Source organism: Roseibium salinum (assembly GCF_026240905.1).
In the GTDB taxonomy this organism is placed as follows: Bacteria; Pseudomonadota; Alphaproteobacteria; order Rhizobiales; family Stappiaceae; genus Roseibium; species Roseibium salinum.
Genome location: NZ_JAPEVI010000003.1, coordinates 3,410,001 through 3,432,798 on the forward strand (window position 1 = coordinate 3,410,001; position 22,798 = coordinate 3,432,798).

At 62.8% G+C, this 22,798-nt stretch carries 22 protein-coding genes (1 of these 22 running past the window's edge); 13 read left to right on the forward strand and 9 right to left on the reverse strand.

Features of this window, described 5'->3' with window-relative positions:
• From ON753_RS20310 to ON753_RS20335, 6 genes are all read right to left on the reverse strand, one after another.
• On the reverse strand, window positions 1–252 hold the 5' end (the start) of the coding sequence (locus ON753_RS20310; RefSeq protein ID WP_265964881.1) for a thiolase family protein. 903 nt of this gene lie to the left of the window's left edge; 252 of the gene's 1,155 nt are visible here — the first part of the coding sequence; its start codon is at window positions 250–252; its stop codon lies off the left edge, out of view.
• Window positions 249–1,697: an AMP-binding protein gene (locus tag ON753_RS20315; protein WP_265964883.1), complete on the reverse strand. Its 1,449-nt coding sequence runs from the start codon at window positions 1,695–1,697 to the stop codon at window positions 249–251. The genes ON753_RS20310 and ON753_RS20315 overlap by 4 nt, the downstream gene beginning before the upstream one ends.
• 27 nt (window positions 1,698–1,724) lie before the next feature.
• Window positions 1,725–2,279, reverse strand: a complete 555-nt coding sequence (locus ON753_RS20320; protein WP_265964884.1) for a biotin transporter BioY — start codon at window positions 2,277–2,279, stop codon at window positions 1,725–1,727.
• Between the two features lie 139 nt (window positions 2,280–2,418).
• A complete protein-coding gene (locus tag ON753_RS20325; RefSeq protein ID WP_265964886.1) occupies window positions 2,419–3,027 on the reverse strand; it encodes an energy-coupling factor transporter transmembrane component T family protein in 609 nt (202 codons plus the stop codon).
• Window positions 3,024–3,800 carry an energy-coupling factor ABC transporter ATP-binding protein gene (locus ON753_RS20330; protein WP_265964887.1) on the reverse strand — a complete coding sequence of 259 codons (777 nt, stop codon included), beginning with the start codon at window positions 3,798–3,800 and terminating at the stop codon, window positions 3,024–3,026. The genes ON753_RS20325 and ON753_RS20330 overlap by 4 nt, the downstream gene beginning before the upstream one ends.
• A 232-nt stretch (window positions 3,801–4,032) precedes the next feature.
• Entirely contained in the window at window positions 4,033–5,442 is a 1,410-nt protein-coding gene (locus ON753_RS20335) for an aminotransferase-like domain-containing protein (protein ID WP_265964888.1), read from the reverse strand.
• Between the two features lie 107 nt (window positions 5,443–5,549).
• Between ON753_RS20335 and ON753_RS20340 the strand changes: the two genes are divergently transcribed.
• On the forward strand, window positions 5,550–6,146 hold the full coding sequence (locus ON753_RS20340) for a LysE family translocator (protein ID WP_265964889.1): 597 nt from the start codon (window positions 5,550–5,552) through the stop codon (window positions 6,144–6,146).
• 35 nt (window positions 6,147–6,181) lie between these two features.
• Here ON753_RS20340 and ON753_RS20345 read toward each other — a convergent pair whose 3' ends face one another.
• Window positions 6,182–6,340, reverse strand: coding sequence for a hypothetical protein (locus ON753_RS20345; protein WP_265964890.1), 159 nt, complete (start codon window positions 6,338–6,340; stop codon window positions 6,182–6,184).
• Between the two features lie 179 nt (window positions 6,341–6,519).
• Between ON753_RS20345 and ON753_RS20350 the strand changes: the two genes are divergently transcribed.
• Window positions 6,520–7,047, forward strand: a complete 528-nt coding sequence (locus ON753_RS20350; RefSeq protein WP_265964892.1) for a LysR family transcriptional regulator — start codon at window positions 6,520–6,522, stop codon at window positions 7,045–7,047.
• A complete protein-coding gene (locus ON753_RS20355) occupies window positions 6,944–7,444 on the forward strand; it encodes a LysR substrate-binding domain-containing protein (protein ID WP_265964893.1) in 501 nt (166 codons plus the stop codon). Before ON753_RS20350 ends, ON753_RS20355 begins: the two co-directional genes overlap by 104 nt.
• Before the next feature lie 2 nt (window positions 7,445–7,446).
• On the opposite strand, the gene purU is transcribed toward ON753_RS20355, so the two are convergent.
• Window positions 7,447–8,304, reverse strand: coding sequence for a formyltetrahydrofolate deformylase (purU, locus tag ON753_RS20360; protein WP_265964895.1), 858 nt, complete (start codon window positions 8,302–8,304; stop codon window positions 7,447–7,449).
• A gap of 489 nt (window positions 8,305–8,793) precedes the next feature.
• On the opposite strand from purU, the gene ON753_RS20365 reads away from it, so the two are divergent.
• On the forward strand, window positions 8,794–9,210 hold the full coding sequence (locus tag ON753_RS20365; protein ID WP_265964897.1) for a YcbK family protein: 417 nt from the start codon (window positions 8,794–8,796) through the stop codon (window positions 9,208–9,210).
• A 37-nt stretch (window positions 9,211–9,247) separates the two neighbouring features.
• On the opposite strand, the gene ON753_RS20370 is transcribed toward ON753_RS20365, so the two are convergent.
• On the reverse strand, window positions 9,248–9,607 hold the full coding sequence (locus tag ON753_RS20370; protein ID WP_265964899.1) for an ArsC family reductase: 360 nt from the start codon (window positions 9,605–9,607) through the stop codon (window positions 9,248–9,250).
• A 192-nt stretch (window positions 9,608–9,799) separates the two neighbouring features.
• On the opposite strand from ON753_RS20370, the gene ON753_RS20375 reads away from it, so the two are divergent.
• The 9 genes from ON753_RS20375 (at window position 9,800) to ON753_RS20415 (ending at window position 22,767) form a co-directional block, all read left to right on the forward strand.
• Window positions 9,800–11,542, forward strand: a complete 1,743-nt coding sequence (locus ON753_RS20375; RefSeq protein WP_265964901.1) for an adenylate/guanylate cyclase domain-containing protein — start codon at window positions 9,800–9,802, stop codon at window positions 11,540–11,542.
• A 19-nt stretch (window positions 11,543–11,561) separates the two neighbouring features.
• A complete protein-coding gene (argE, locus tag ON753_RS20380) occupies window positions 11,562–12,731 on the forward strand; it encodes an acetylornithine deacetylase (RefSeq protein ID WP_265964903.1) in 1,170 nt (389 codons plus the stop codon).
• A 122-nt stretch (window positions 12,732–12,853) separates the two neighbouring features.
• Window positions 12,854–14,437, forward strand: coding sequence for an ABC transporter substrate-binding protein (locus ON753_RS20385; protein WP_265964905.1), 1,584 nt, complete (start codon window positions 12,854–12,856; stop codon window positions 14,435–14,437).
• Window positions 14,438–14,535: 98 nt separating this feature from the next.
• Window positions 14,536–15,510: an ABC transporter permease gene (locus ON753_RS20390; protein WP_265964907.1), complete on the forward strand. Its 975-nt coding sequence runs from the start codon at window positions 14,536–14,538 to the stop codon at window positions 15,508–15,510.
• Between the two features lie 13 nt (window positions 15,511–15,523).
• On the forward strand, window positions 15,524–16,480 hold the full coding sequence (locus tag ON753_RS20395) for an ABC transporter permease (RefSeq protein WP_265964910.1): 957 nt from the start codon (window positions 15,524–15,526) through the stop codon (window positions 16,478–16,480).
• Window positions 16,481–16,487: 7 nt separating this feature from the next.
• A complete protein-coding gene (locus ON753_RS20400; protein ID WP_265964913.1) occupies window positions 16,488–18,209 on the forward strand; it encodes an ABC transporter ATP-binding protein in 1,722 nt (573 codons plus the stop codon).
• Between the two features lie 660 nt (window positions 18,210–18,869).
• Complete coding sequence (locus ON753_RS20405) at window positions 18,870–20,516, forward strand: HAD family hydrolase (RefSeq protein WP_265964917.1); 1,647 nt, start codon at window positions 18,870–18,872, stop codon at window positions 20,514–20,516.
• Between the two features lie 18 nt (window positions 20,517–20,534).
• Window positions 20,535–22,334, forward strand: coding sequence for an IlvD/Edd family dehydratase (locus tag ON753_RS20410; protein WP_265964918.1), 1,800 nt, complete (start codon window positions 20,535–20,537; stop codon window positions 22,332–22,334).
• Between the two features lie 151 nt (window positions 22,335–22,485).
• Window positions 22,486–22,767: an SCP2 sterol-binding domain-containing protein gene (locus ON753_RS20415; RefSeq protein WP_265964920.1), complete on the forward strand. Its 282-nt coding sequence runs from the start codon at window positions 22,486–22,488 to the stop codon at window positions 22,765–22,767.
• Window positions 22,768–22,798: the final 31 nt, after the last annotated feature.

Below are 22,798 nucleotides of genomic sequence, written 5' to 3' on the forward strand. Positions count from 1 at the left end.
GTCGACGGTGAGTGCCGGAACCGATGCGGGAATGCCGGCGCGCAGGGCAGCGAGGCGTGCGGGATTGCCGCCGCCATAGAGCGCATTGCCGAGAATCACCTGGTCGACCATGTCCGCGGCCAGGCCGGCGTCTTCAATCAGCCGGGCCAGCACCGGTGCCGCCAGTTCATCTGCCTGGAAAGAGGCCAGCGCGCCACCGCGCGGGGCGATGGCCGTGCGTCTGGCCGCGACGATGACTGCCCGGCGTGTCACATGCTCTCCTTGCGCTGAAGTTCTGCAATGATCTTCTGAATATCCGGTTTTCCGCCGGCCGTCAGCGGCAACCTGTGGCGGACATGGATCTTGCGGGGCAACTTGCCGGCGGCAAGATGGGCCCGGCAGTGGCGCAGTAGCACGGTTTCGGCATCCTCAAGCGGCAGGGAGAGTTGCACGGCCGCTTCCAGCCGCTGTCCGCGAACCTTGTCAGCCAGCCCTGCCACCACGGCAATGGCGACCGCCGGGTGCGCGGACAGGACCTCTTCCACCTCCTCCGGATAGACGTTCAGTCCGGAGGTGATGATCATGCGGTTTTCGCGGCCGGTCAGGAACAGAAATCCGGCGGCATCCACAAAGCCGTGGTCGCCCAAGGTCAGCCAGCCGTCCTGCCAGCGGGTCTCGGGCGCATGTCCGCAGATATAGCCTGAAAAGAGCAAACTGCTTTTCACCCAGATGGAGCCGGTCACGCCGGCGGGAGCCGGGGCCGCCGGATCGCCGATGGCGATCCGGACACCGGCGGCCGCCCGCCCGACCGAACCGGCCGGCACATTTTCCTCAGGTTTGGCGACGGTGATGAAGCTGGCTTCCGAGGCGCCGTAGAATTCGATCAGATCGGCCTTGGGAAACACCTTGCGCAGGGCCCGGCGGTCCTCGTCCCGCCATTTGGCGCCGCTTGCGAAAACCTGGACGACGGTTTCGACCGGCTCGCCGCGGCTTGCCCCTTCCGCCAGATAGTGGAGCTGCGTCGGGGTTGCATATAGAACCGCGCCCGCCGGCGCGTTGCGCAGTTCCGCCAGCACGGCGCGCGGTTCGAAGCGGGGCAGCAGCACGACCTCCTGACCGGAGGCAAGGCCGCAAACGGCGCCGTAAAGATGAAGGGAATGGGTGAGCTGCCCGGCGAGCACCACCCGGCCCGGGGGCCTTGGCGCGGTCGGGAATTCCCGCCTTGTCAGCGCGAAGCTTTCCAGCCAGGAGCCGTGCATTCGAATATATCCCTTCGGAGTACCGCTCGAGCCGGAGGTGAACCCGGCGTAGAAGAAGTCATCTTCTGCGGGGGGCGGTTCTTCTGCCGGACTTGATATGGCTGGCGCCGCGGCAGAAACCTCGCGCAAAGCCGCACAGGCGGCCGCGTCGATCTCCAAGTCGGCGTCTATTCCGGCAAGGACGGCCGTTTTCTGCGCTGGCGGCCAGTCGGGGTCCATGACCACCGCAACGCGCGCCGTGCGGGCACAGGCGAAAAACCAGACGATCAGCTCCGCCGGGTCTCTCAGAAGAAGGGCGATGCGCCCACCGCGCGGCGAGAGGCGGCGGATGTGGTTTTCCGCCGAGCCGATTGCTCTGAACAGGTCCCGCCAGCTTACCTCAACCGCGCCGCATGTCAGCGCGGTGCCGTCGGGAGTTTTGCCGGCGAAGATATCAAGCTGGTCGCCGATATAGGCCATGCTGTACCGGCCCCAACGAGGATTGCCTCAAGCGCGTGAAAGCAGGGCGCCGGGCAGACCGCGCGCCACGGTCTGGGTCACAAGGGCGGTCACGGCGACCTTGATGAGATCGCCCGGAATATAGACGGCGCTGGCGACGACCGCTTGCGCGAGCGGAAGTCCGGCGATGATCGAGACTCCAGCAATGCCGAAGGCATAGACGACGATGATGCCGCCGATGACCGCGGAAATCGCGGACGCAAGCAATACGTTCATGTCGCCGGTTGCCCGCATGATCCATCCGGCGACGAATGCGCCGACCGGCCAGCCGATCAGGAAACCGACCGAGGCCGTCTGGAACACGCCCAGGCCGCCGCGGCCGCCGGACAGGAACGGTGCGCCGAGGGCGACCAGGAACAGGAAGAGGAGAACGGCGAGGCCGCCACGGACCGGGCCGAGCATGACCCCGGCCAGCATGACGCCAAGCGTTTGCGCGGTAATGGGAACGCCGGCCATGAAGGGAATGGCAACAGGCGGGATCAGGCCGAGAGCCGCGATCAGCGCCGCGTAGAATGCGATATGGACAAGAGAACGGTCAGCCATAGGTTTTCTACCTTCTTGTTGATGTTACTGCCGCTGCCTTATCCACGTTTCCGGACCAGATCTCGTTTTGCAGCGTCATGGAATGGCCGGATAGCGCAAAACCGCGAAAATTGCCAGACGCGGGCAGCTGGTTTTAGGGTTACCTTGACAGACCTTCCGAACCGCCGCGTGCCTTGAGAGCCTCCGCCACGTTGTCGGACATGCGCAGCGATTGAACGGCAAACGGGGCGATCAGGCGCCAAGACGTCTTCGAGCCGGTACGAGCCTGCCAGGCTTCCCGCAGCATGGAGAACACCTGCATCAGGTGCGGCGCAAAGCGCAGCACCAGCGCAACGCTCAGCGCCGGCTTTCTCGGCGAGATGCCGAACCATTCCAACGGCTTGAAGAGCGGCAGGACGGCGTCCAGCATGTCGTCCATGCGCGTGGTGATGGAGACGAAGTTTGCCGCCAGGAACAGAACGATCAGGCGGAGGACCACCGCCGCGCCTTCCTCCATCGTTCCTGAGAACCAGTGCAGGCCAAGGATGACCACCAGAAACACCGTCAGCCCGCGCAGCAGCTTGAGCTGCCGGAGGCCCTCGCGGCCGAGGGAAGCATACATTGCGATCACCGCGACGAGACAGGGAAGGAAGATCCAGGGCGTGGTCACGCGAAACAGCACCAGGCTGCCGACCGCAACGGTCAGCAGCTTGAGACCTGCAGGCAGTTTGTGCGCCCAGCTGTTGCCCTTGAGGTAAATCGAGATCAAAGCACTGCGAGCTCCGGCCTGGACCCCAGCCTGCGGTCGATATCCCGCTTGTAGGCTGAAATCACTTCATGCGGGTTTCCGTCCATGCGCACGCCGCCATCCTCAAGCCATATCACGCGGTCGAAGCCGGCAAAATGGCTGAGATCGTGGCTGACCATGACGATCTTCTGCGGCAGCGAGAACAGCATGTCGCGGATCCGTCCCGAGGCCAGCGCATCCAGGCTGGTCATCGGCTCGTCCAGGACAAGCAGGCGTGGCTCCATGACGAGGACCGCCAGAATGCAGATGAGCTGCTTCTGGCCTTCGGAGAGTTCGGCGACCGGGCTGCCGGCCAGTTCCTGACAGCCGTGCCGTGCCAGAAATTCGCCCGCGCGGGCGCGGGCTTCCTTTTTATCGGCGCCGAGCTGGGTGAGGCCGAAGGCGATCTCTTCCTCGACCGTCGGGAAAATCGCCTGGTGATCCGGGTTCTGAAACACGAAGCCGACATGGCGCGGCAGTTCGGGTGCGGCCTGATCGGCCGGGGCCCCGAACAGGGTCAGCGATCCGCTGTCCGGCATGCGCAACCCGTTCAGCAGCCTGATGAAGGTGCTCTTGCCGGAGCCGTTGAGACCGATCACCCCGACGCGGTCCTCCGAAAGAGTGAGGGACAGTCCTTCCAGGATGCGCTTGCGGCCGATGGCGAGACCGACATCGGCGAACACCGCATAGGGATTCGCCTGCGGGTCGCATACGCTCTGCTTTTTGCCGCTGTTCTGTTTTGACCAAAAAGCCATGTCACCTCGTCAGGAGCGCCCGGTCCTGCTGCCTCGATGGGGCGCTTATCGACCGGATCAGGCCCGTTGTCAAAGCACTGTCGGGCCAGCAGGCTGATAACCAACCCTCGGATCGTCATCGCTTTGCGCCGGCGCGCGGGCCGGGGCCGGAGAGCCACAGATCTTTGGACCTCGCCCCACCGATCCCGGATGACGATGCAAGAGGCCTGCCCTGCCGGCGAACCCGGGCCGGTCAGCCTACCGGACGGGTGAGATCCGGCAAGTCGGCCAATTGGTCAATGGTCGCCTTGATCCGTTCCAGGGCCCAGCAGAAACGCTCGTCGGACTCTTCGGAGCCGAAGGTGATGCGCAGGTAAGGAGCGGGCGTGTGGTCCTTTGCCTGGAAGTAGCGGGAGGAAAGCGCCGAAACGCCCTGATGGCCGAGCGCCGCCTGGAGTGCGTCCGGGTCGACAGGGTCCGGCAGGCGCAGCCAGCCGAACACCTTGTTGGTGTCGCCCTGAAGGAAATGGGGAGACAGGATTTTCCGCGCGCTCAGGAACCGTTCGCGATTAGCTTTCCGCTTGAGGCGCAAGGCCTTGAAGAGAAGCCCTTCACGCACCCAGCCGGCAATCAGCTCCGCGGTGATCGGCGAGGCCATCCAGGTGCTCTCGCCGATCTTGTTGCGGATGCTGTCGCCGAAAAGCGCCGGGACATGGACGAAACCGATCCGGCTCCCCGGCGAACAGACCTTCGAGATGCTGGCGATGGAGGCGGTGCGTTCGGGCGCGAGCGCGCCGAAGGCCGGCAGTGGGTCGGGCAGGAACGGCGTATAGGGATCGTCCTCGACGATGTGCAGATCGTGCGCGCGGGCCACGCGGACCAGATCCTCGCGTTCCGCGACCGACATGGTGTGGGTCGTCGGGTTCTGCATGTTCGGCATCAGGAAGACGCCTTTCACACCATAGGCCGTGGCGGCCCGGGCCAGGGCTTGCGGATCCATTGCGCCAAGCCCGCCATCGTCACGGCGCAGCGCCGGTACCGGCACCGCCTTCAGGCCCAACCCCGCAAGCGAACTGAAGATCGAGGGATAGGTGAACCGGTCGACGGCAATCGCGTCGCCGGACCGGAAGAGGGCCTGACAGGTCACCTGGATGCCGTGCTGGGCGCCGCAGGTAACGGCGACGCGGGCCGGATCGGCATCCAGCCCATAGTCCTTGAACACCAGAACGCCGGTTTCCCGGTGTGTCTTCAGGCCTTCGGACGGCACGAAACCGTTCAGCCGTTCGATGCCCGCCGTCCTCGCCACGCGCATCAGCCCTTCCGCGAGGCTCGGGTTGAGATGCGGGTAGGCGAAGTTGCGGGCAAGGTCGCAGGTTTCCGGCTCATCCTCCTTGGGGGCCAGCGGCGAAACCTTCAGGCTTTGCGAGGCGATATAGGTGCCGCGCCCGGTTTCGCCCTTCACCAGCCGCCGCCGCTCGGCCTCGCCATAGGCCCGGGTGATGGTGCCGAGGGTGACGCCGAGCCGGTAGGCCAGTTCCCGCTGCGGGGGCAGCCGGTCGCCCTGCGCTAGGGCTCCGGTCTTGACGTCCGATTCGAGCGCGTCGGCGATCGCCAGGTAAATCGGGCCCTGCGCCCGTTCTATATCCGGAACCCACATTGTCATGAGAACAATGTTATCATTGACGGATACACTTCTTCAAGACAATTAGTGCTCCTGCCAATTTGTATCGATTGTATCTAAACGAACGATACATTGTCCGGAGACACTCCATGGAACTCGCCACACTCCTCGCCTTCGCGGTGTTCGTCATCGTCATGACCGGGACGCCCGGCCCCGGGAACCTGACCTTTCTGGCCATCGGCGCATCGTCGGGTTACCGGACCGCGTTTCCGGTCATCGTCGCCTCGATGCTCGGGTCGCTGCCGTTGAAACTCGGCGTGGCCTATGGCCTCGGCCACGTGATGGCGGCCGGCGGGCCGATTGTCACCGTCTTCAAGGTCCTGAGCATGGCCTATATGAGTTATCTCGCGTGGCGGATTGTCTCGTTGAGCGTGAGACCCAAGGGCGAAGTGGCGCCGCCCAGTTTCTGGGAAGGGCTCCTGATCCACCCGCTCAGCCCGAAAACCTGGGCGATGAACCTGGTGGCCTTTTCGACCTTTTTCGCCGGAAACGGTCTCAGCGTCCATGAAAACGCCCTGATCCTGGTGAGCGGCTTCACGCTCGGCGGCCTCTTCTTTCACTCGCTGTGGGCGCTAGCAGGGGTTTCCATTCTTGCTCTGATCGGCGAAGGCGCCGTGATGCGGGCGATCACGGTTGTGATGGCAGTGGCCATGCTCGGCGCCACGCTGTGGGCGCTGGTCCTTTAAGACCGGATCAGCGGACTGCCCCGAACGGCGCCCGGTCACTTGGATTGCAACTCCATTTCCAGGCGCCATTTGTCTTCCAGAGAATTCGGCCGGCGCTGCTCCGCATCAAAACCGATATCCCGAAGCAGTTCCGGCGGCAGATCGCCCACGGCAAGACGCTTGCGCCTTGGAGCCGTCATGCGACGGAAGGCCATGAGGATAAATCCTGTTAGGGGAAATCGCTCCTTCGCCGCGGCAGTCACGTTCGCGGATTGGCAACAAGCAGACTCAGGCATCACCATAAATCCTCGGTTTCATGCCGTAGATATCGGTCCGTTGCGCTTGCCTTACCAATGAAATCTCGCTAGCTATGCATAAGGGAGCCTTATGCATTATGATCAACCTGCCACCCCTTTCTTCAATTCGCGCCTTTGAAGCGGCCAGCCGCCATCTGAGCTTTACCCGCGCCGGTGAAGAACTCGGCATGACCCAGGCCGCGGTCAGTTATCAGATCAAGCTTCTGGAGGAGCGGCTCGGCTTTGCGCTGTTCACGCGCAAGGCCCGCAAGATCGAGCTGACGGATCACGGCGCGCAACTGGCCGCCAAGGTGGTCGACGCCTTTTCTTCGCTGCGCAGCGCATTCGAGGACGTGACCGACCAGAATGCCAGGCAGCTCGTGGTCTCCAGCAACACGACATTCGCCGTCAACTGGCTGGCGAACCGGCTGGTGCATTTCCAGATGCAGAACCCCGACATCGCCGTGCGCATCCTGCCCTACGGTCCCGATCTCGAGCCCGCAATTTGCCGATGCCGACGTTGTGGTCTCGGCCTGCAAGGCACCGCCAAAGGACTGGATCGCCTACAAAATCGTCAGGGCGGAGTTTTCGCCAATGCTGAGCCCTACGCTCGCCGCGACCGTTAAGCGGCTCGAGCGGCCGGAAGACCTTCTGCAATTGCCGCTGGTCGACCCGCAGGATCCCTGGTGGGAAATCTGGTTCAAGGCCGCCGGATTGGCCGATGTCGACCTGAGCCGGTATCCCAGTTCCCGCATGGGCTCGCAGGCCCTGGAGGCGAACAGGGCGATCGCCGGCCAGGGCGTTGCGATCCTGACGCCCTATTTCTGCAAGACCGCGCTGGAAACGGGACAGCTCATCCAGCCGTTCGAACTGGTGTGCGAGGCGGAGAGCGAAAGCTGGTATCTGAGCTATGCGCCGGCCAACCGGACCAGCCGGAAGGTCCGGCTGTTCCGCGATTGGGTCTGTTCCGAGGTCAAACGGGACGGCATGCCCGTTCCGGCCCCGTTGGCGGCTGTTGCCTGATATTACGTCGCGAACACGATCGTCTTGTTGCCGACAATCATCACCCGGTTTTCCAGGTGGTACTTCACGGCGCGGGCGAGCACGCGGGATTCGATGTCCCGTCCGCGGGCGACGAAATCGTCGGCCGACAGGGCATGGCTGACGCGTTCGGCGTCCTGCTCGATGATCGGGCCTTCGTCCAGATCCGGCGTCACGTAGTGAGCGGTCGCGCCGATCATCTTCACGCCGCGCGCATGGGCCTGGTGATAGGGCTTTGCGCCCTTGAAGCTCGGCAGGAACGAGTGGTGAATATTGATCACCTTGCCGAACAGGCGCTTGGACAGGTTGTCGGACAGCACCTGCATGTAGCGGGCCAGCACAACGAGGTCGGCGCGGGTCTCCTTGACCAGCTTCAGGAGTTTTTCTTCCTGCTCGGCCTTGTTCTCCTTGTTCACCGGCCAGTGGTAATAGGGAATGCCTTCATGTTCGGCGGTCCGCTGGCCGTCCGGATGGTTGGAAACGATGGCCACGACTTCGGCATCCATCCACCCGACGCGGATCTGATAAAGCAGATGCTGCATCGCGTGGTCGAACTTGGACACCATGATGATGACCTTCGGCCGCCTGGCGGCATCGACGAGCTTCGCCTTCATGTCGAAACGCGTGATTACCGGGTCCAGAGCCCGCTGCACGCTGTCCAGCGTGACACCTTCCGGCGCCAGGATCGCGATGCGCAGGAAGAACTGGTTGGTGACCCGGTCCCAGAACTGGCCACTTTCGGCGATATTGGCCCCGAACTCGGCCAGTTCGGTTGTTACGGCGGCAACAATTCCGGGCTTGTCCGCGCATGACAGCGTCAGAACGTAAAGGCTATCCGGCATGTTCTTCCAGTCTCCAGATCTATCGGGGCAACAGCCCGTTGATATCGTGTTTCAGTCGCCAGGTCCCGGCCCGAATCCCGCAGGCCGGGCAAAATTTCCGGTCTTTCCGGAGTGAGGGTTTTGCGGAACGACTCCTTGTCCGGACCTTCCTTCGCAGCGCCGCAGCAAGCTTCCCGGGCGTTCTCCGGATGACCAGCCTGCGCTGCTCTTTCCGGCGCTATTTTCCACCAGTTTCGCAGGTGATCTGAGCTTGCAATTCCGGCACGGCGGCACGCATTTCCGACAGCCGTCCCAGATAGTGACGGGCATCGCGGCCATGGGCTCGGTCAAAACACCGATAGCGGCCTACGCCCCGCTCACATCCGCATCACAACAAGCCGTCATTTTCCGGCTGCGTTAACCATGTTTCTCATGAGAATTTTAATCAAATTGCACGAGCCTTGCCGCGGGGGACGACCTACAAACAGATTTCGACAAGGCCAGCCCGTCATGCGTCAACGCCTCATCGCCTGGATCGTTTTTATCGGATTTACCGCCACGCTTGCCGGCTGCGGCACGGTCGCAGGCGTGACCGGCATGGGCTGGATGACAGCTTCCCACAATGACATCGACTATAACGACAGCTCCTGGTGCGTGCCGCGCAAGCTGAAGAAGGTTCTCAACCGGGTGGCGAGCCATTATGGCGAGGTCACGATCAATTCCACCAAACGCTGGTGGCTGGAAAACTGGTGGAAGGGCGGCGCCAGGAAATCCTACCACCTGAATTGCCGCGCAGTCGATTTTTCGGTTGCCGGCGATCCGTCTTCCGTCATCGCCTTTCTGAAGGCCCAGCCGGAAGTCGGCGGCTACAAGCACTATTCTTCAGGCCACTATCACATCGACACGGGCCCGCGCCGGACCTGGTAGTCACCGGATTGAAGACGTCGGGGAGTGTGGTGAGGACCTATTTCAGTTCACCGAGTTCCAGCGCCATTTCCCAGGCAACGGGATCGAAACCGATAAAGTTCTTCACCTCGCCTTCAACGATGGGGCGCTTGATGACCGAGGGGTTCTCCATCATGACGTCGAGGGCGCTCCTGGCGTCGACCACCGAGTCCTGCGTTGCCTCGTCCAGCTTCCGCCACGTGGTGCCGCGCCTGTTCAGGACCGTCTCCCAGCCGAACTCGCCGACAAATGCCGCCAGCTTGTCGCCATCCACGCCGTCCTTTTTGTAATCGTGGAACTCATAGTCCACACTGGCTTCTTCCAGGAATTTGCGCGCCTTCTTGACGGTGTCGCAGTTCTTGATGCCGTAAACCTTCATGAATGGATTTCCCTGTCGCCTTTTCCGCCGGGACAGTTGCCTGTTGCGAGCCCAGTTTCAAGGCCTCCGAACGACTTTCCACCGTCCGGGTCACGGCTCGCCGGAGTTGCGGCTTGACGCGGCTGCGCGGCCGGGTCACTGATTTCCGCAGGGTCCGCATGAGACCGTTCACAAGGATGTGCAAGGACTTACATGACCGTCTCCGGATCCCCCACCCTCCCCGTCAAGCCTGCCCTCCCGAACCCGGAACGCAGACAGAGGCCGGGAGCCGGAAACTGGCGGCAGCGTTTGCGGCTCGGCAGCGGCCTCGTCCTGTTCATCTTCTGCCTGAGCCACTTCCTCAATCATTCCCTTGGCATCATTTCCGTCGAGGCGATGGACAAGGCTTCCGTGTGGCACTACTGGGTCTGGCGCAGTCCCCTGGGCGAGATGGCCCTCATATCCGCGGCGATCATCCACGTCACCCTGGCCCTGTGGCGGACCGGCAAGCGGCGCACTTTGAAGATGCCGCGCTGGGAATTCTTTCAACTGGCGCTCGGCCTATACATCCCCTGGGCGCTGATCCCGCACGTCGCCACCACCATGGGGGTCGCCAAGCAGTTCGGGTTTTCCCCCGTCTATCCGCAGATGCTGACCATCCTGTGGCCGGACAGTGCCCTCACCCAGTCCATCCTGCTGCTGGTGGTGTGGTCGCACGCCATGATCGGACTGCATTTCTGGCTCCGGCTCTATCCTGCCTACCGCCGCTTGCGGATCGTCGCTGCCGGCTTCGCGATCGCCGTGCCGGTGCTTGCGCTGTGGGGCTGGATCGAAGGCGCCCGGCGCCTGGCGCTCACTCGGGACGTCGCCGTGAAGATCACCCCCGAGCAGCAGCTCTGGGCAGCAGAACTGGTCGCGGAGTTGCGCGCGTTCGTCCTCAGCCTCATTGCGATCAGTCTGCTGATCGTCCTCATGCGTTATCTGTCCCAGCGTTTCACGTCCGGCATTGCCGTGACCTATCCCGGCGGCCTGAAAGTGAACGTTTCCCCCGGGCCGACGCTTCTTGAGATCAGCCGCATGAAGAACATTCCGCACGCGGCGGTATGCGGCGGGCGGGCACGGTGTTCCACATGCCGGGTGAAAATCCTTCAAGGCGCGAACCAGCTCGACAAGCCGGGGCCGGCCGAGGCGGCCGTGCTTGCCCGGATCGCGGCTGGGGAAAACGTCCGGCTGGCCTGCCAGGTCCGCCCCGCTCAAGACATTGAAGTCCGGCCGCTGGTGCCTGCCAAGGCCGGTACGGGAAACAGCGAACACCTGTCCGATGCCTATTACTGGGGGGTGGAACAGGACGTGGCGGTGATGTTCGTCGACCTGCGCAATTTCACCCGCATCACGGAATCCCAGCTGGCCTACGACGTCGTGCATCTGCTCAACAGGTATCTGGACCAGGCCTCGGCAGCCATTCATGCCGAAGGCGGGCATGTCGACAAGTTCATCGGCGACGGCATCATGGCGATCTTCGGCATGAAGGTCGACGCTAAGACCGGCGCAAGGCAGGCGCTGCGGGCCTGCCGGCGCATCGAAGAGGTCATGAAAGCCCTGGAGGCGGAAAAGGGGCCGCAGTTCCGCGACCCGATCCGCCTCGGGATCGGACTGCATCTGGGGCCCGCCATTCTAGGACGAATCGGCGCCGCCGGCGCCACGGGCGAACGGAGCGGCCTCACGGCGCTTGGCGATGTGGTCAACACGGCCAGCCGGCTGGAGACGGAAAACAAGGCCCATAACAGCTTTCTGGCCGTCTCCAAGGCCGTGATCGACCTGGCAGAGGCCACTATTCCGCTCGCGGAGCCCGCTGAAATCACGCTGCGGGGCAAGGAAATTCCCTTGCAGATATATACGGTTGTCAGCTTAGCTGGCCTCTTCGTGCCTGACGATCAGGCCGTTTCAGCCACTTGACCAAGACACCGGAGGCCCTGTGAGTCGTTCCTATTCCCCGCGGGAGATGCTGGAGACGCTGATCTCGTTCAACACGGTTTCGGACCGCAGCAATCTCGGCCTGATCGCCTTTGTCGAAGACTATCTCGCCGGCCTCGGGGTGACCTCCGTCCGCGTTCCCGATGCCACCGGCGAAAAGGCCGGGCTGCATGCCCTTGTTGGGCCGGCCGTCGATGGCGGTGTCGTGCTGTCGGCGCATACGGATGTGGTCCCGGTCGACGGACAGGCCTGGACGCAGGACCCGTTCAACGCGTGGGAGGAAGGGGGCCGGCTCTACGGGCGCGGAGCGGCCGACATGAAAGGCTTTGCGGCAACGGTGCTTGCCAAGGTTCCGGACTTTCTGGCCGCGGACCTGAAGAGGCCTGTCCACATTGCTCTTTCCTATGACGAGGAAACCGGCTGCCATGGCGCGTCGCCGCTCATCCGCGACCTGCTCGACACGGGGCCACGGCCGGATTTCGTCATTGTCGGCGAACCGACCCGCATGAAGGTGGTCACCGGTCACAAGGGCATCGCGCTCCTGAAGACGCGCATTCATGGCCATCCGGTTCACTCCAGCCAGTTGCACCGGGGCGTTTCGGCCATTTCAGCGGCGGCCAGGCTGATCACCTGGCTGGACGGCAAGACGGCCGAGAACCGGGCAAAGGCCGATCCGGACTGCCCGTTCGAACCGCCCTACACGACGCTCCACTGCGGCACGATTTCCGGTGGCCAGGCCCATAACATCACCGCCCAGCACTGCGAATTCATGACGGATATCCGGTTGCTGCCGGGGGAAAGCGCGGAGGATTGGATCGCCGCCTACAAGTCGTTCATCGAGCAGGACGTGGTGCCCGGCATGCGCGCCGTCTCCGCAGATTGCCGGATCGACGTGGAGGAAATCGCCAACGTCCCCGGCCTGCGGCAGGAAGACGACGGCCGGGCGGAGGCCGTCGTGCGGCGACTGACGGGCGACAATGCACGCAGCGTGGTCGTCTACGCGACCGAAGGCGGCATTTTCCAGAACCACGGGCTGTCGACGGTGGTCTGCGGACCCGGATCCATCGATCAGGCCCATCAGCCGGACGAATATATCGAACTTGCCGAACTTGACCGGTGCGCCGCGTTTCTGGACCGCCTGCTGGACGGATTGGCGTCTGTGGATAACTGAGGGTTGATCGGATTTGAATGCAAACGTTTACAGTGTCATAGTCGGGCAAGGTGGGCGTGCAATCGTGAAAACAGCGGAGGCGCTCAGACTGCAATTCGGGAAACCGGAAAAACGAGGGGAACATGTACAAGAAGTCATTCGTCTTAGCCGCGGCATTGCTGGCTGCGGGAACTGGATCTGCCGCCAAGGCCGAAACACTCAAATTCGCGTTTCAGGGGGCATTGAATGCCCTGGATCCGTACAGTCTCAACGAGACCTTCACGCTGTCGGCACTCGGCAACACCTATGAGGGCCTGACGCGGCGCGGTCCGGATCTTCAAATCGAGCCCGCGCTTGCGGAAAGCTGGGAAATCCTGGAGCCGAACCGCTGGCGCTTCCATCTGCGCGAGGGTGTGAAATTTCACAATGGCAGCGACTTCACTGCAGAAGACGTGGCCTTTTCCGTCGAGCGCGTGCGCTCTGAAGGGTCCGACCTGAGCACGCGCGTGCCGGCCGACATGAAAGTCGAGATCGTTGACGACCACACCGTCGACTTCGTTCTTTCCAGTCCGAACCCGATCCTGCATTACGAGTGGGATACGTTCTACATCATGGACAAGGAGTGGACGAGCGAGAACGATGCGGTCAAGGTCACCTCCGCATCGGATACCTCGGTAAATCACGCGGCGCTGAACGCCAACGGCACCGGCCCGTTCAAGCTCGTCAGCCATGAGCCCGGCGTCAAAACCGTCTACGAGAAATTCGACGGCTGGTGGGACGAGCCCAAGCACAATCTGGACACTGTGGAATTCACGCCCATCGGCTCGGACGCGACCCGCGTGGCCGCGCTGCTGTCCGGCGAGATGGACATGGTCTATCCCATTCCGGTGCAGGACATCAAACGCATTAACGACAACCAGGGCACGTCGGCCATGACCGGTCCCGAGCTCAGGACCATATTCCTTGGCATGGACCAGATGCGCGACGAGCTGCTCTATTCCGACGTCAAGGGCAAGAACCCGCTCAAGGATGCGAAAGTCCGCAAGGCCTTCTACCAGGCGATCGATATCAACGCGATCAAGACCAAGGTCATGCGCGACCTGGCGACGCCTTCCGCAATCATGATTTCACCGCTCCTGTTCTCCAGGTCCGATGAATTCGAGCGCCATCCGTATGACCCGGAAGCCGCAAAGGCGCTGTTGGCGGAAGCCGGATATCCGGATGGCTTTTCCATCGGCATGGATTGCCCGAACGACCGCTACGTCAATGACGAAGCCATCTGCCAGGCGGTTGCGTCGATGCTGGCGCGCATCGGCGTGAAGGTGAACCTCAATGCCCAGCCGAAAGCCAAGTACTTCGCACGTATCCTGGCCTCCGGCAACTATGACACATCCTTCTACCTGCTCGGCTGGACCCCGGGGTCCTTCGACAGCTGGAACGTGCTCGACAACCTGATGAACTGCCGCGATGAAACCGGAAAAGGCTCGCCGTTCAACAACGGCGGTTTCTGCGATCCGCAGATCGACGCCCTGACCGACCAGATCCTCGTCGAGATCGACCCGGAAAAGCGTGACGCGCTGATTGCCGAGGCGTTCAAGATCAGCCACGACAACGCCTATTACATCCCGCTGCACCAGCAGAGCCTGGCCTGGGGTGTTTCGGACGATGTCAATGTCGTCCAGCGTGCCGATAACCAGTTCAAGTTCCGTTTCGTGACCAAGAACTGATCCAGGCACGTCGCTTCTCACGCTCCCGGCCCCGCGCCGGGGGCGTATTTCATGCCCGAAATCCAGAAGTCGGATTGAGCCAGCCCTGAAGAGTCATAATGATTGGTTTTGCGACGCGCCGCCTCTTGCAGGCGATGATTGTCATGCTGGTGGTGGCCGTGCTTGCCTTCACCATGTTCCGTTTCGTCGGTGACCCCATCAACCAGATGGTCGGGATCGAAACCTCGATCGAAGAGCGGGAGGCGCTGAGAGAACGCCTTGGCCTGAACGACCCGGTTGCCGTGCAGTTCTTCCGCTTCGCCACCAAGGCGGTGCAGTTCGACTTCGGTACGTCCTACCAGTTCCGCCAGCCGGTCTCCGACCTCTTCGCCAAGCGCATCCCCGCGACCCTGGAGCTCAGTTTCACCTCGGCGCTGTTCGCGCTCCTCGTCGGCATTCCGATGGGCATCTATGCGGGTCTCAATCGGGAATCCCCCATTTCGAAACTGTTTCTGTCCCTGTCGCTGGTGGGGATCTCGCTGCCGACCTTCTTTATCGGCATCCTGCTGATTTTCCTGTTTTCCGTGACCCTGCAGTGGCTGCCGAGCTTCGGGCGCGGGGAGACCGTCCAGATCGGCTCCTGGTGGACCACCGGCTTTCTGACCGTTTCCGGGCTGAAGGCGCTGATCCTGCCGTCGATCACGCTCGGCCTTTATCAGATGACCCTGATCATGCGGCTGATCCGCGCCGAAATGCTGGAGGTCATCCGGACCGACTATATCAAGTTCGCCCGCGCCCGCGGCCTGCCGGACCGGATCGTGAACTTCCGCCACGCACTGAAGAACACGCTCGTACCGGTCATCACCATCACCGGGTTGCAGCTCGGGGCCATCATCGCCTTCGCAACCATCACCGAGACGGTGTTCCAGTGGCCGGGCATGGGCTTGTTGTTCCTGCAGGCGGTCCAGAACGTCGACATCCCGATCATGTCCGCCTACCTGCTGTTGACCGCCTTCATGTTCGTGGCGATCAACTTCATCGTCGACATCCTGTATTTCCTCATCGATCCGCGTCTGCGGGTCGGACGGCCGTAAGGAGACCTGAGCCATGCCATACGTCTCCGAAGATGCCCCTGACCAGATGCCAGCGGCGCCCGGCCGCCTGGCAAGGATCCTGGACAGCGACATGTTCCACTCGTTCCTGCAATCCAAGGTGGCGGTGATTGCCGCCTGCGGCACGCTGATCCTGTTCCTGCTTGCGTTTCTGGCACCCTGGATCGCGCCGCACGACCCGTTCGACCTGGCATCGATCACCATCATGGATGCGCGGGTTCCGCCGCTCTGGATGGAGTATTCCGACCCGCGCTTCGTGCTCGGGACCGACGATCAGGGCCGCGACCTTCTCTCCGCCATCTTCTACGGCATGCGCATATCGCTGATCGTCGGCTTCTGCTCCGTCATCGCGGCGGCGGTCATCGGCATCACGCTGGGGCTGATCGCAGGCTATCTGGGCGGCCGCGTCGATGCGATCATCATGCGCATTGCCGACGTCCAGCTGACGTTTCCGGCCATCCTCATCGCGCTGCTGATCGACGGTGTTGCCAGCGGCATTTTCGGATCCGTCGACCGGGAGGTCTTCGCCTTCTACATCCTGATCGTCTCCCTGGCCCTGTCCTTCTGGGTGCAATATGCCCGCACCGTGCGCGGCTCGACCATGGTGGAGAAGAACAAGGAGTATGTGCAGGCCGCCCGGGTCATCGGCATCCCCCCGGTGACCATCATGGCCCGACACATCCTGCCGAACGTCATGGGGCCGGTGATGGTGATCGCGACCATCAATCTGGCGCTGGCGATCGTCACGGAAGCAACCCTGTCGTTCCTGGGGGTCGGCATGCCGCCCACCCAGCCTTCGCTCGGCACGCTGATCGCCATCGGCAACGACTTTCTCTATTCCGGCGAATGGTGGATCGCCATCTTCCCCGGCGTGGCGCTCGCCTTGCTGGTGCTGAACGTCAATCTTCTGGGCGACTGGCTGCGCGACGCCCTCAACCCGAAACTGCGGTGAGGGCGGCATGAGCGTTCTTGAAATCAAGGATCTGACGGTCGAGTTCCCGGGCCGCAAATCGGTCTTCGTCGCCGTGGACAATGTCACCTTGAGCGTCGAGGCCGGCAAGATCCTCGGCGTCGTCGGCGAATCGGGGGCGGGCAAGTCGACGGTCGGCAATGCCGTGATCGGCCTCCTGCAGGAACCGGGGCATATCGCCGGCGGAGAGATCCATCTGCACGGCCAGCGGATCGACCAGCTGCCCTACAGGCAGAAGCGCCGTTTGCGCGGCCGCAAGATCGGCATGATCTTTCAGGATCCGCTGACCTCCCTCGATCCGCTGCAGACCGTGGAATCCCAGCTGGTGGAAACCATCCGCACCCATCTGCCGCTCTCGGCCGGCCAGGCGCGGCAACGCGCGGTGGAGCTGATCGATGCGGTCGGCATTCCGAACCCGGAAGAGCGGATCAGGCAGTATCCGCATCAGTTTTCCGGAGGCATGCGCCAGAGGGTGGTGATCGCCCTGGCGCTATGCGCGGAGCCGGAACTGGTGATCGCCGACGAGCCGACGACCGCCCTCGACGTCTCGATCCAGGCGCAGATCCTCGAATTGATGAAAAAGCTCTGCGAGGAGCGCAACGTCGCCATGATGGTGATCACCCATGACATGGGCGTGATCGCCGACATCACCGACCACGTGGCCGTCATGTATCACGGCGAGCTGGTCGAATATGGCGAAACCACACAGGTGCTGGGCGCTCCGAGGCACGCCTATACGCAGAGCCTGATCTCCGCCGTGCCCCGGCCCGATATCCGGGTCGAGCGTTTTCCGGTGGTCGACTACATCGAGAAGGCCGGCACGCCGCAAAAGAAGATCAACCTTGCCACTCACTGGCTGGGAAAGGTGCGCGAGTATGAAAAGGTCACCGGCCCGCTGGTGCAGGTCCGCGATCTCGACATGCGCTTCGAAACGCGCAGCTCCATCTTTCCTTCGCGGCGAAGGTATTTTCAGGCGGTCCGGAAGGTCAGCTTCGACATAGCGGAAGGCGAGACTTTCGGCCTCGTCGGCGAAAGCGGTTCTGGCAAATCGACCATCGCAAGGCTGATCACCGGCCTTTACCAGCCGACGGACGGCTCCGTCCGGTTCGGAACGACGGAACTCACGTCGCTGAAGAACCGCAGGGACGTTCTGGCCATGCGCCGCCAGATGCAGATGATCTTTCAGGACCCTTATTCCTCGCTCAACGCGCGCATGCGGGTGAAGGACATCGTCGCGGAGCCGATCAAGTTCCACAGGCTGGCCTCCAGCAATGCGGAAGTCCGCGGGATCGTCGACGATCTTCTGGACCATGTCGGCCTCGGCGTTGCCGCCGGGAAGAAGTTCCCGCACGAATTCTCCGGCGGCCAACGCCAGCGCATCTCCATTGCGAGGGCCCTGGCCACCCGGCCGCGCTTTCTCATTTGCGACGAGCCGACATCCGCGCTCGACGTGTCTATCCAGGCCCAGATCCTGAACCTTCTGAAGGACCTGCAGGAGGAGCTGCGCCTGACGATGCTGTTCATCAGCCACGATCTCGCCGTGATCCGGCAGATGTGCAACCGCATCGGCGTCATGCGCAACGGCGAGCTGTGCGAGGTTGCCGAGTGCGACCGGCTCTTCGAAGCGCCGCAGCACGCCTATACGCAAGAGCTCCTGAGCCTGATGCCGTCCATGGAACTGCTGTCACGCGCCAATCTGGAGAGCGCGTGACCGCGCTGTGCGCGAAAACGGGGCCTGCACGCCTCCACAGCCGGCGGAGAATCGCTAAGTCCCTGATACAGAGTCTTTTTGGGACTCACACGAACGCACGACTTGACTCAGGTCCCAGCCCCGATTCCCGGCCGAGCGCCACAAAATAACCACAACCAAGTCTGTAACCCGGCAGTTTTTGCCGCCTTCCGGATGCATTGCCTGCTCCGGTCAGTTGAATCTCCCGCAGCAATGAGGAGTCCGCTCCGGATCTATTGTCACTCGGCCGATCTTCGCCCGTTTTCTCCAGATGAACATGGTAAACAAAAAGTAAAGATTGGATTTTCGGGGCTCTCGCTGAATAAAATCAGCACCGGAAGGGACGCTAATCCGCCCCGGTGACTTCGACCGGGGCGATAATACGTCAGCCTCTCATTTCTCAACATGAAATGAGGACGTGTCCGCGGCGGGCCACAACCGCTGCATGGCGTAAATCCTCGGCAGTTTTCCTTAGGCCTTGCCCGTCCTGACGGCAAACCGGCCGCCTGGGTGACTCAACGGCATTGCCTGAAAAATTCCTGTTCCGCATCTTGAAGTCGTCACCCGAGTGCGCGGCCGCGTTTTTCTTCGGCTCCACCCGGTGGTGACGGCGAAGACTGTCAGGGACGAAAGCAAACGGCCATGCCGAAAACAAATTTCATATCAGTTCTATGGCTCGGATTTCTGGGGCTTACGATTGTATTTCTGGCCCTTTCCGCCTTTTCGATGACCGCCGACATGCAGGCGGCGCATGAGCCGATACTGGTTTTCGGAAAGTACAGCGCCCTTATCTTCGGCATGTTTTCTTCGATCTTTTCGCTGCTGGCGCTTTCCTTCTCGCTCAACACAATGGCCGGGCGTCCGCTGAGCTTGTTCACCGTCGCCGTTGCCACGGTTCTCCTGGTGCTTTCCGCCGGTCTGCTGCTGTCGGGCGTGGCGCCCGACGCCGCGCCGGTGCCGGCCACGGCCGCCGCCTTTCTGATGGCCCTGCGGGCGCTTGGCGTTGCCCTGCTGCCGCCGCGCGGCGACCGGAGCGGGCTGACAGAGGCCGGCTGTTCGCTGGCGCTGACCGCGCTTTCAGCCGCGCTCTGGTGGTTTGTTGATCCGGCCTTCGTGCCGGCGGCGCTGGCGTCCACGCTGCTGCTGTCCTGGCCGCACCTGATCGACGGGATCAATGCCTTTGCGGACAAGGTCTTTCACCAGGCGGCGCTTTCGGCCGGGGCCCGTGACCTTGCGCCCGGCGCCTTCACCAGACTTGCCCGTGCCCGGGACATCGTCATCGACAAGGCTGCCGTGATGTCCGGACCGGACCTGATGGTCACCAACGTGATGGCGTTCAACAACGAGCCCCGGACGCTGCTGGCGGTCGCCGCCTCGGCGGAGGCGCAATCCACCCATCCCGTTGCCGTCGCCCTTCGCCAGCTGGCCTCCCAATGGCACGTGGCCGTCAAATGCCCGGACCGTTTCGAACCGGCCCCCGGCCTTGGCGTTGTCGCGCTCCTCGGCGGACAGACCGTCGTGATCGGCACGACCGATCTCCTGAAGCGGCTCAAGATCGACAGTTTCACCGCCGACGCAATCGCCCGCTCCCTGGAGGCGGACGGCAAGACGGTGCTGCGCGTTGCCGTCGGCGGCCGCGTGGTCGGCGTGCTGGGGCTGGAAGGCACGCTGCGGCAGGATGCCGGCGTTGCCGGCTTGGCCCTGCGCGCGGAAGGCCTCGTGCCCTGGCTGTTCAGCGGCGACAGCCGGAACACCCGCGAGGCGCTGGCGGACATGCTCGGCCTTGAGATCCTGAACGACCCCAAACCGGGCGAAACCGCACAGGAAGCCGCACGCCGGCTCCTTCCGCAGGATCCGCTCGTCTCTGACCCTGTCGCGGGACCGGACCTGCCTGGAACTCCGCGACTGCGTTCCCGCCGGCGCAGAACCGGGGGAACAGGCTCCGATCGCCGTCAGCAACACCGACGACATCGGCGCGTTTCCGGCCCTGAAAGCACTTGCCATGCGCCGCAACCGGCTCGCGGTGCGCGCAAGGCGCCTGCTGACCGGGATCTGGGCGGTCGGCGGCCTCGGCGGCGCGTTCGCGCTGGCTCCCCTCGCGCTCGCACCCCTCCTGTTTGCGGCCTGCCTTGCTATCCTGTGGGCCTTTGCCCGCTTCTCCGTCGCCGACACCCTGGGCAAGCCCGCTGCGTCGTTTTGAACGCTGCCCCGAACGGATTTCGGAAAACGCCGCCTTTACAGTCTCCGGCGCGTGGTGTTTATCGATTCAACGCTGATCAAAGCGATTAAGTCGAGGGACGAGGCGCCATGAGCGACACGAAACAACCGAAGCTGCGGTCCGCATGCTGGTTCAACAATCCTGACAATCCGGGGATGACCGCGCTCTATATCGAGCGCTACCTGAATTTCGGCATCACCCGGGAAGAACTGCAGTCCGGCAAGCCCATCATCGGGATCGCGCAGACCGGCTCCGACCTTTCCCCGTGCAACCGTCACCACCTGGAACTGGCCAAGCGCGTGCGCGAGGGGATCCGGGACGCCGGCGGCATCGCATTCGAGTTTCCGGTTCATCCGATCCAGGAAACCGGCAAACGGCCGACCGCGGCTCTCGACCGCAACCTTGCCTATCTCGGACTTGTCGAACTGCTCTACGGCTATCCGATCGACGGCGTCGTGCTGACCATCGGCTGCGACAAGACCACCCCCGCCTGCCTCATGGCTGCCGCGACCGTCAACATTCCCGCGATCGCGCTTTCCGTCGGCCCGATGCTGAACGGCTGGCACAAGGGCGAGCGCACCGGGTCCGGAACCATCGTGTGGAAAGCACGCGAGATGCTTGCCGCCGGTGAAATCGATTATGAAGGCTTCATGGATCTCGTCGCTTCCTCCGCCCCTTCCGTCGGCTATTGCAACACGATGGGCACCGCGACGACGATGAACTCCCTCGCCGAAGCCCTCGGCATGCAATTGCCCGGCGCGGCGGCGGTCCCGGCCCCTTACCGGGAGCGCGGCGCGATCTCCTATGAGACCGGACGGCGCATTGTCGACATGGTGCGGGAGGACCTTAAACCCACGGACATCATGACCCGCGAGGCGTTCGAGAACGCCATCGTGGTCAATTCCGCCATCGGCGGCTCGACCAATGCGCCCATCCACCTCAACGGCGTCGCGCGTCATCTCGGCATCGAGGTTACCAACGACGACTGGCAGAGGATCGGTCACGACATTTCGCTGCTGGTCAATCTGCAGCCGGCCGGAGATTATCTGGGCGAAGACTATTTCCACGCCGGCGGCGTGCCGGCCGTCGTTGCCGAACTGATGCGCCACGGCAAGCTGCCCCATCCGGACGCGATCACCGCCAATGGCAGGCCGATCGGCGAAAACTGCGAGGGCATCACGACGGACCTGCCGGATGTGATCAAGCCCTACGACAGGCCGATGATGGAAAATGCCGGTTTCATCAACCTGAAGGGCAACCTCTTCGACAGCGCCATCATGAAGACCAGCGTCATATCCGAGGAATTCCGGCAGCGCTATCTGTCCAACCCGGATGACCCGGAGGCCTTCGAAGGCCGGGCCGTGGTCTTCGAGGGGCCGGAGGACTATCACGACAACATCGACAATCCGGAGCTGGAAATCGACGAGTTCTGCATGTTGTTCATCCGCGGCACGGGGCCGATCGGTTACCCGGGCGGCGCGGAGGTCGTGAACATGCAGCCGCCGGCGGCGCTGATCAAACGGGGCATCACCGCGCTGCCGTGTATCGGTGACGGCCGCCAGTCCGGCACGTCCGGATCGCCTTCGATCCTCAACGCCTCACCGGAAGCGGCCGCCATGGGCGGCCTGGCGCTTCTGAAAACCGGCGACCGGGTGCGCATCGACCTGAAAAAGGGCACGGCCGACATTCTGATTTCCGATGAGGAGCTGGCTCGGCGCCGCGCCGACCTTGAAGCCGCCGGCGGCTTCGCGATAGCGGAGAGCCAGACGCCCTGGCAGGAGATCCAGCGCTCCATGGTCGGCCAGTTCGACAAGGGCATGGTTCTGGAACCGGCAGTCAAATATCAGGACGTCGCTCACACAAAGGGCCTGCCGCGGGACAATCATTGAACCGCGGCAGGCCCGCTGCATCCACCATGGAACAGCGATCCTGTTGAGGAAACACGCGAAGCTTCGCCGTTTCACTCTTGACGATTACGTAAACGGCATGCTTCAAGACAGCAACAGCAGGCTCACGCCTCACCAATCGGGAGAAGAAAATATGTCCTTGGAACAGCTCACTGAAGGCGTCCGCGCGAAAGTTGCCGATGGCGGAATCGATGACAGCGTCAAGTTCGATCTCGGCGAGACCGGGGTCATCTTCCTGAAGGGCTCCAACGTTTCCAACGAAGACGGCGAAGCCGACTGCACGATCAAGATGTTGGCCGACGACCTCGGCGATCTTCTCTCCGGCGACCTGAGCCCCACGGCAGCCTTCATGGGCGGCAAGATGCAGGTGGAAGGCGACATGAGCGTCGCCATGAAGCTGGGCAGCATCGTCTGATCCATATTGGATTTCCAAGCAGAGACAATGA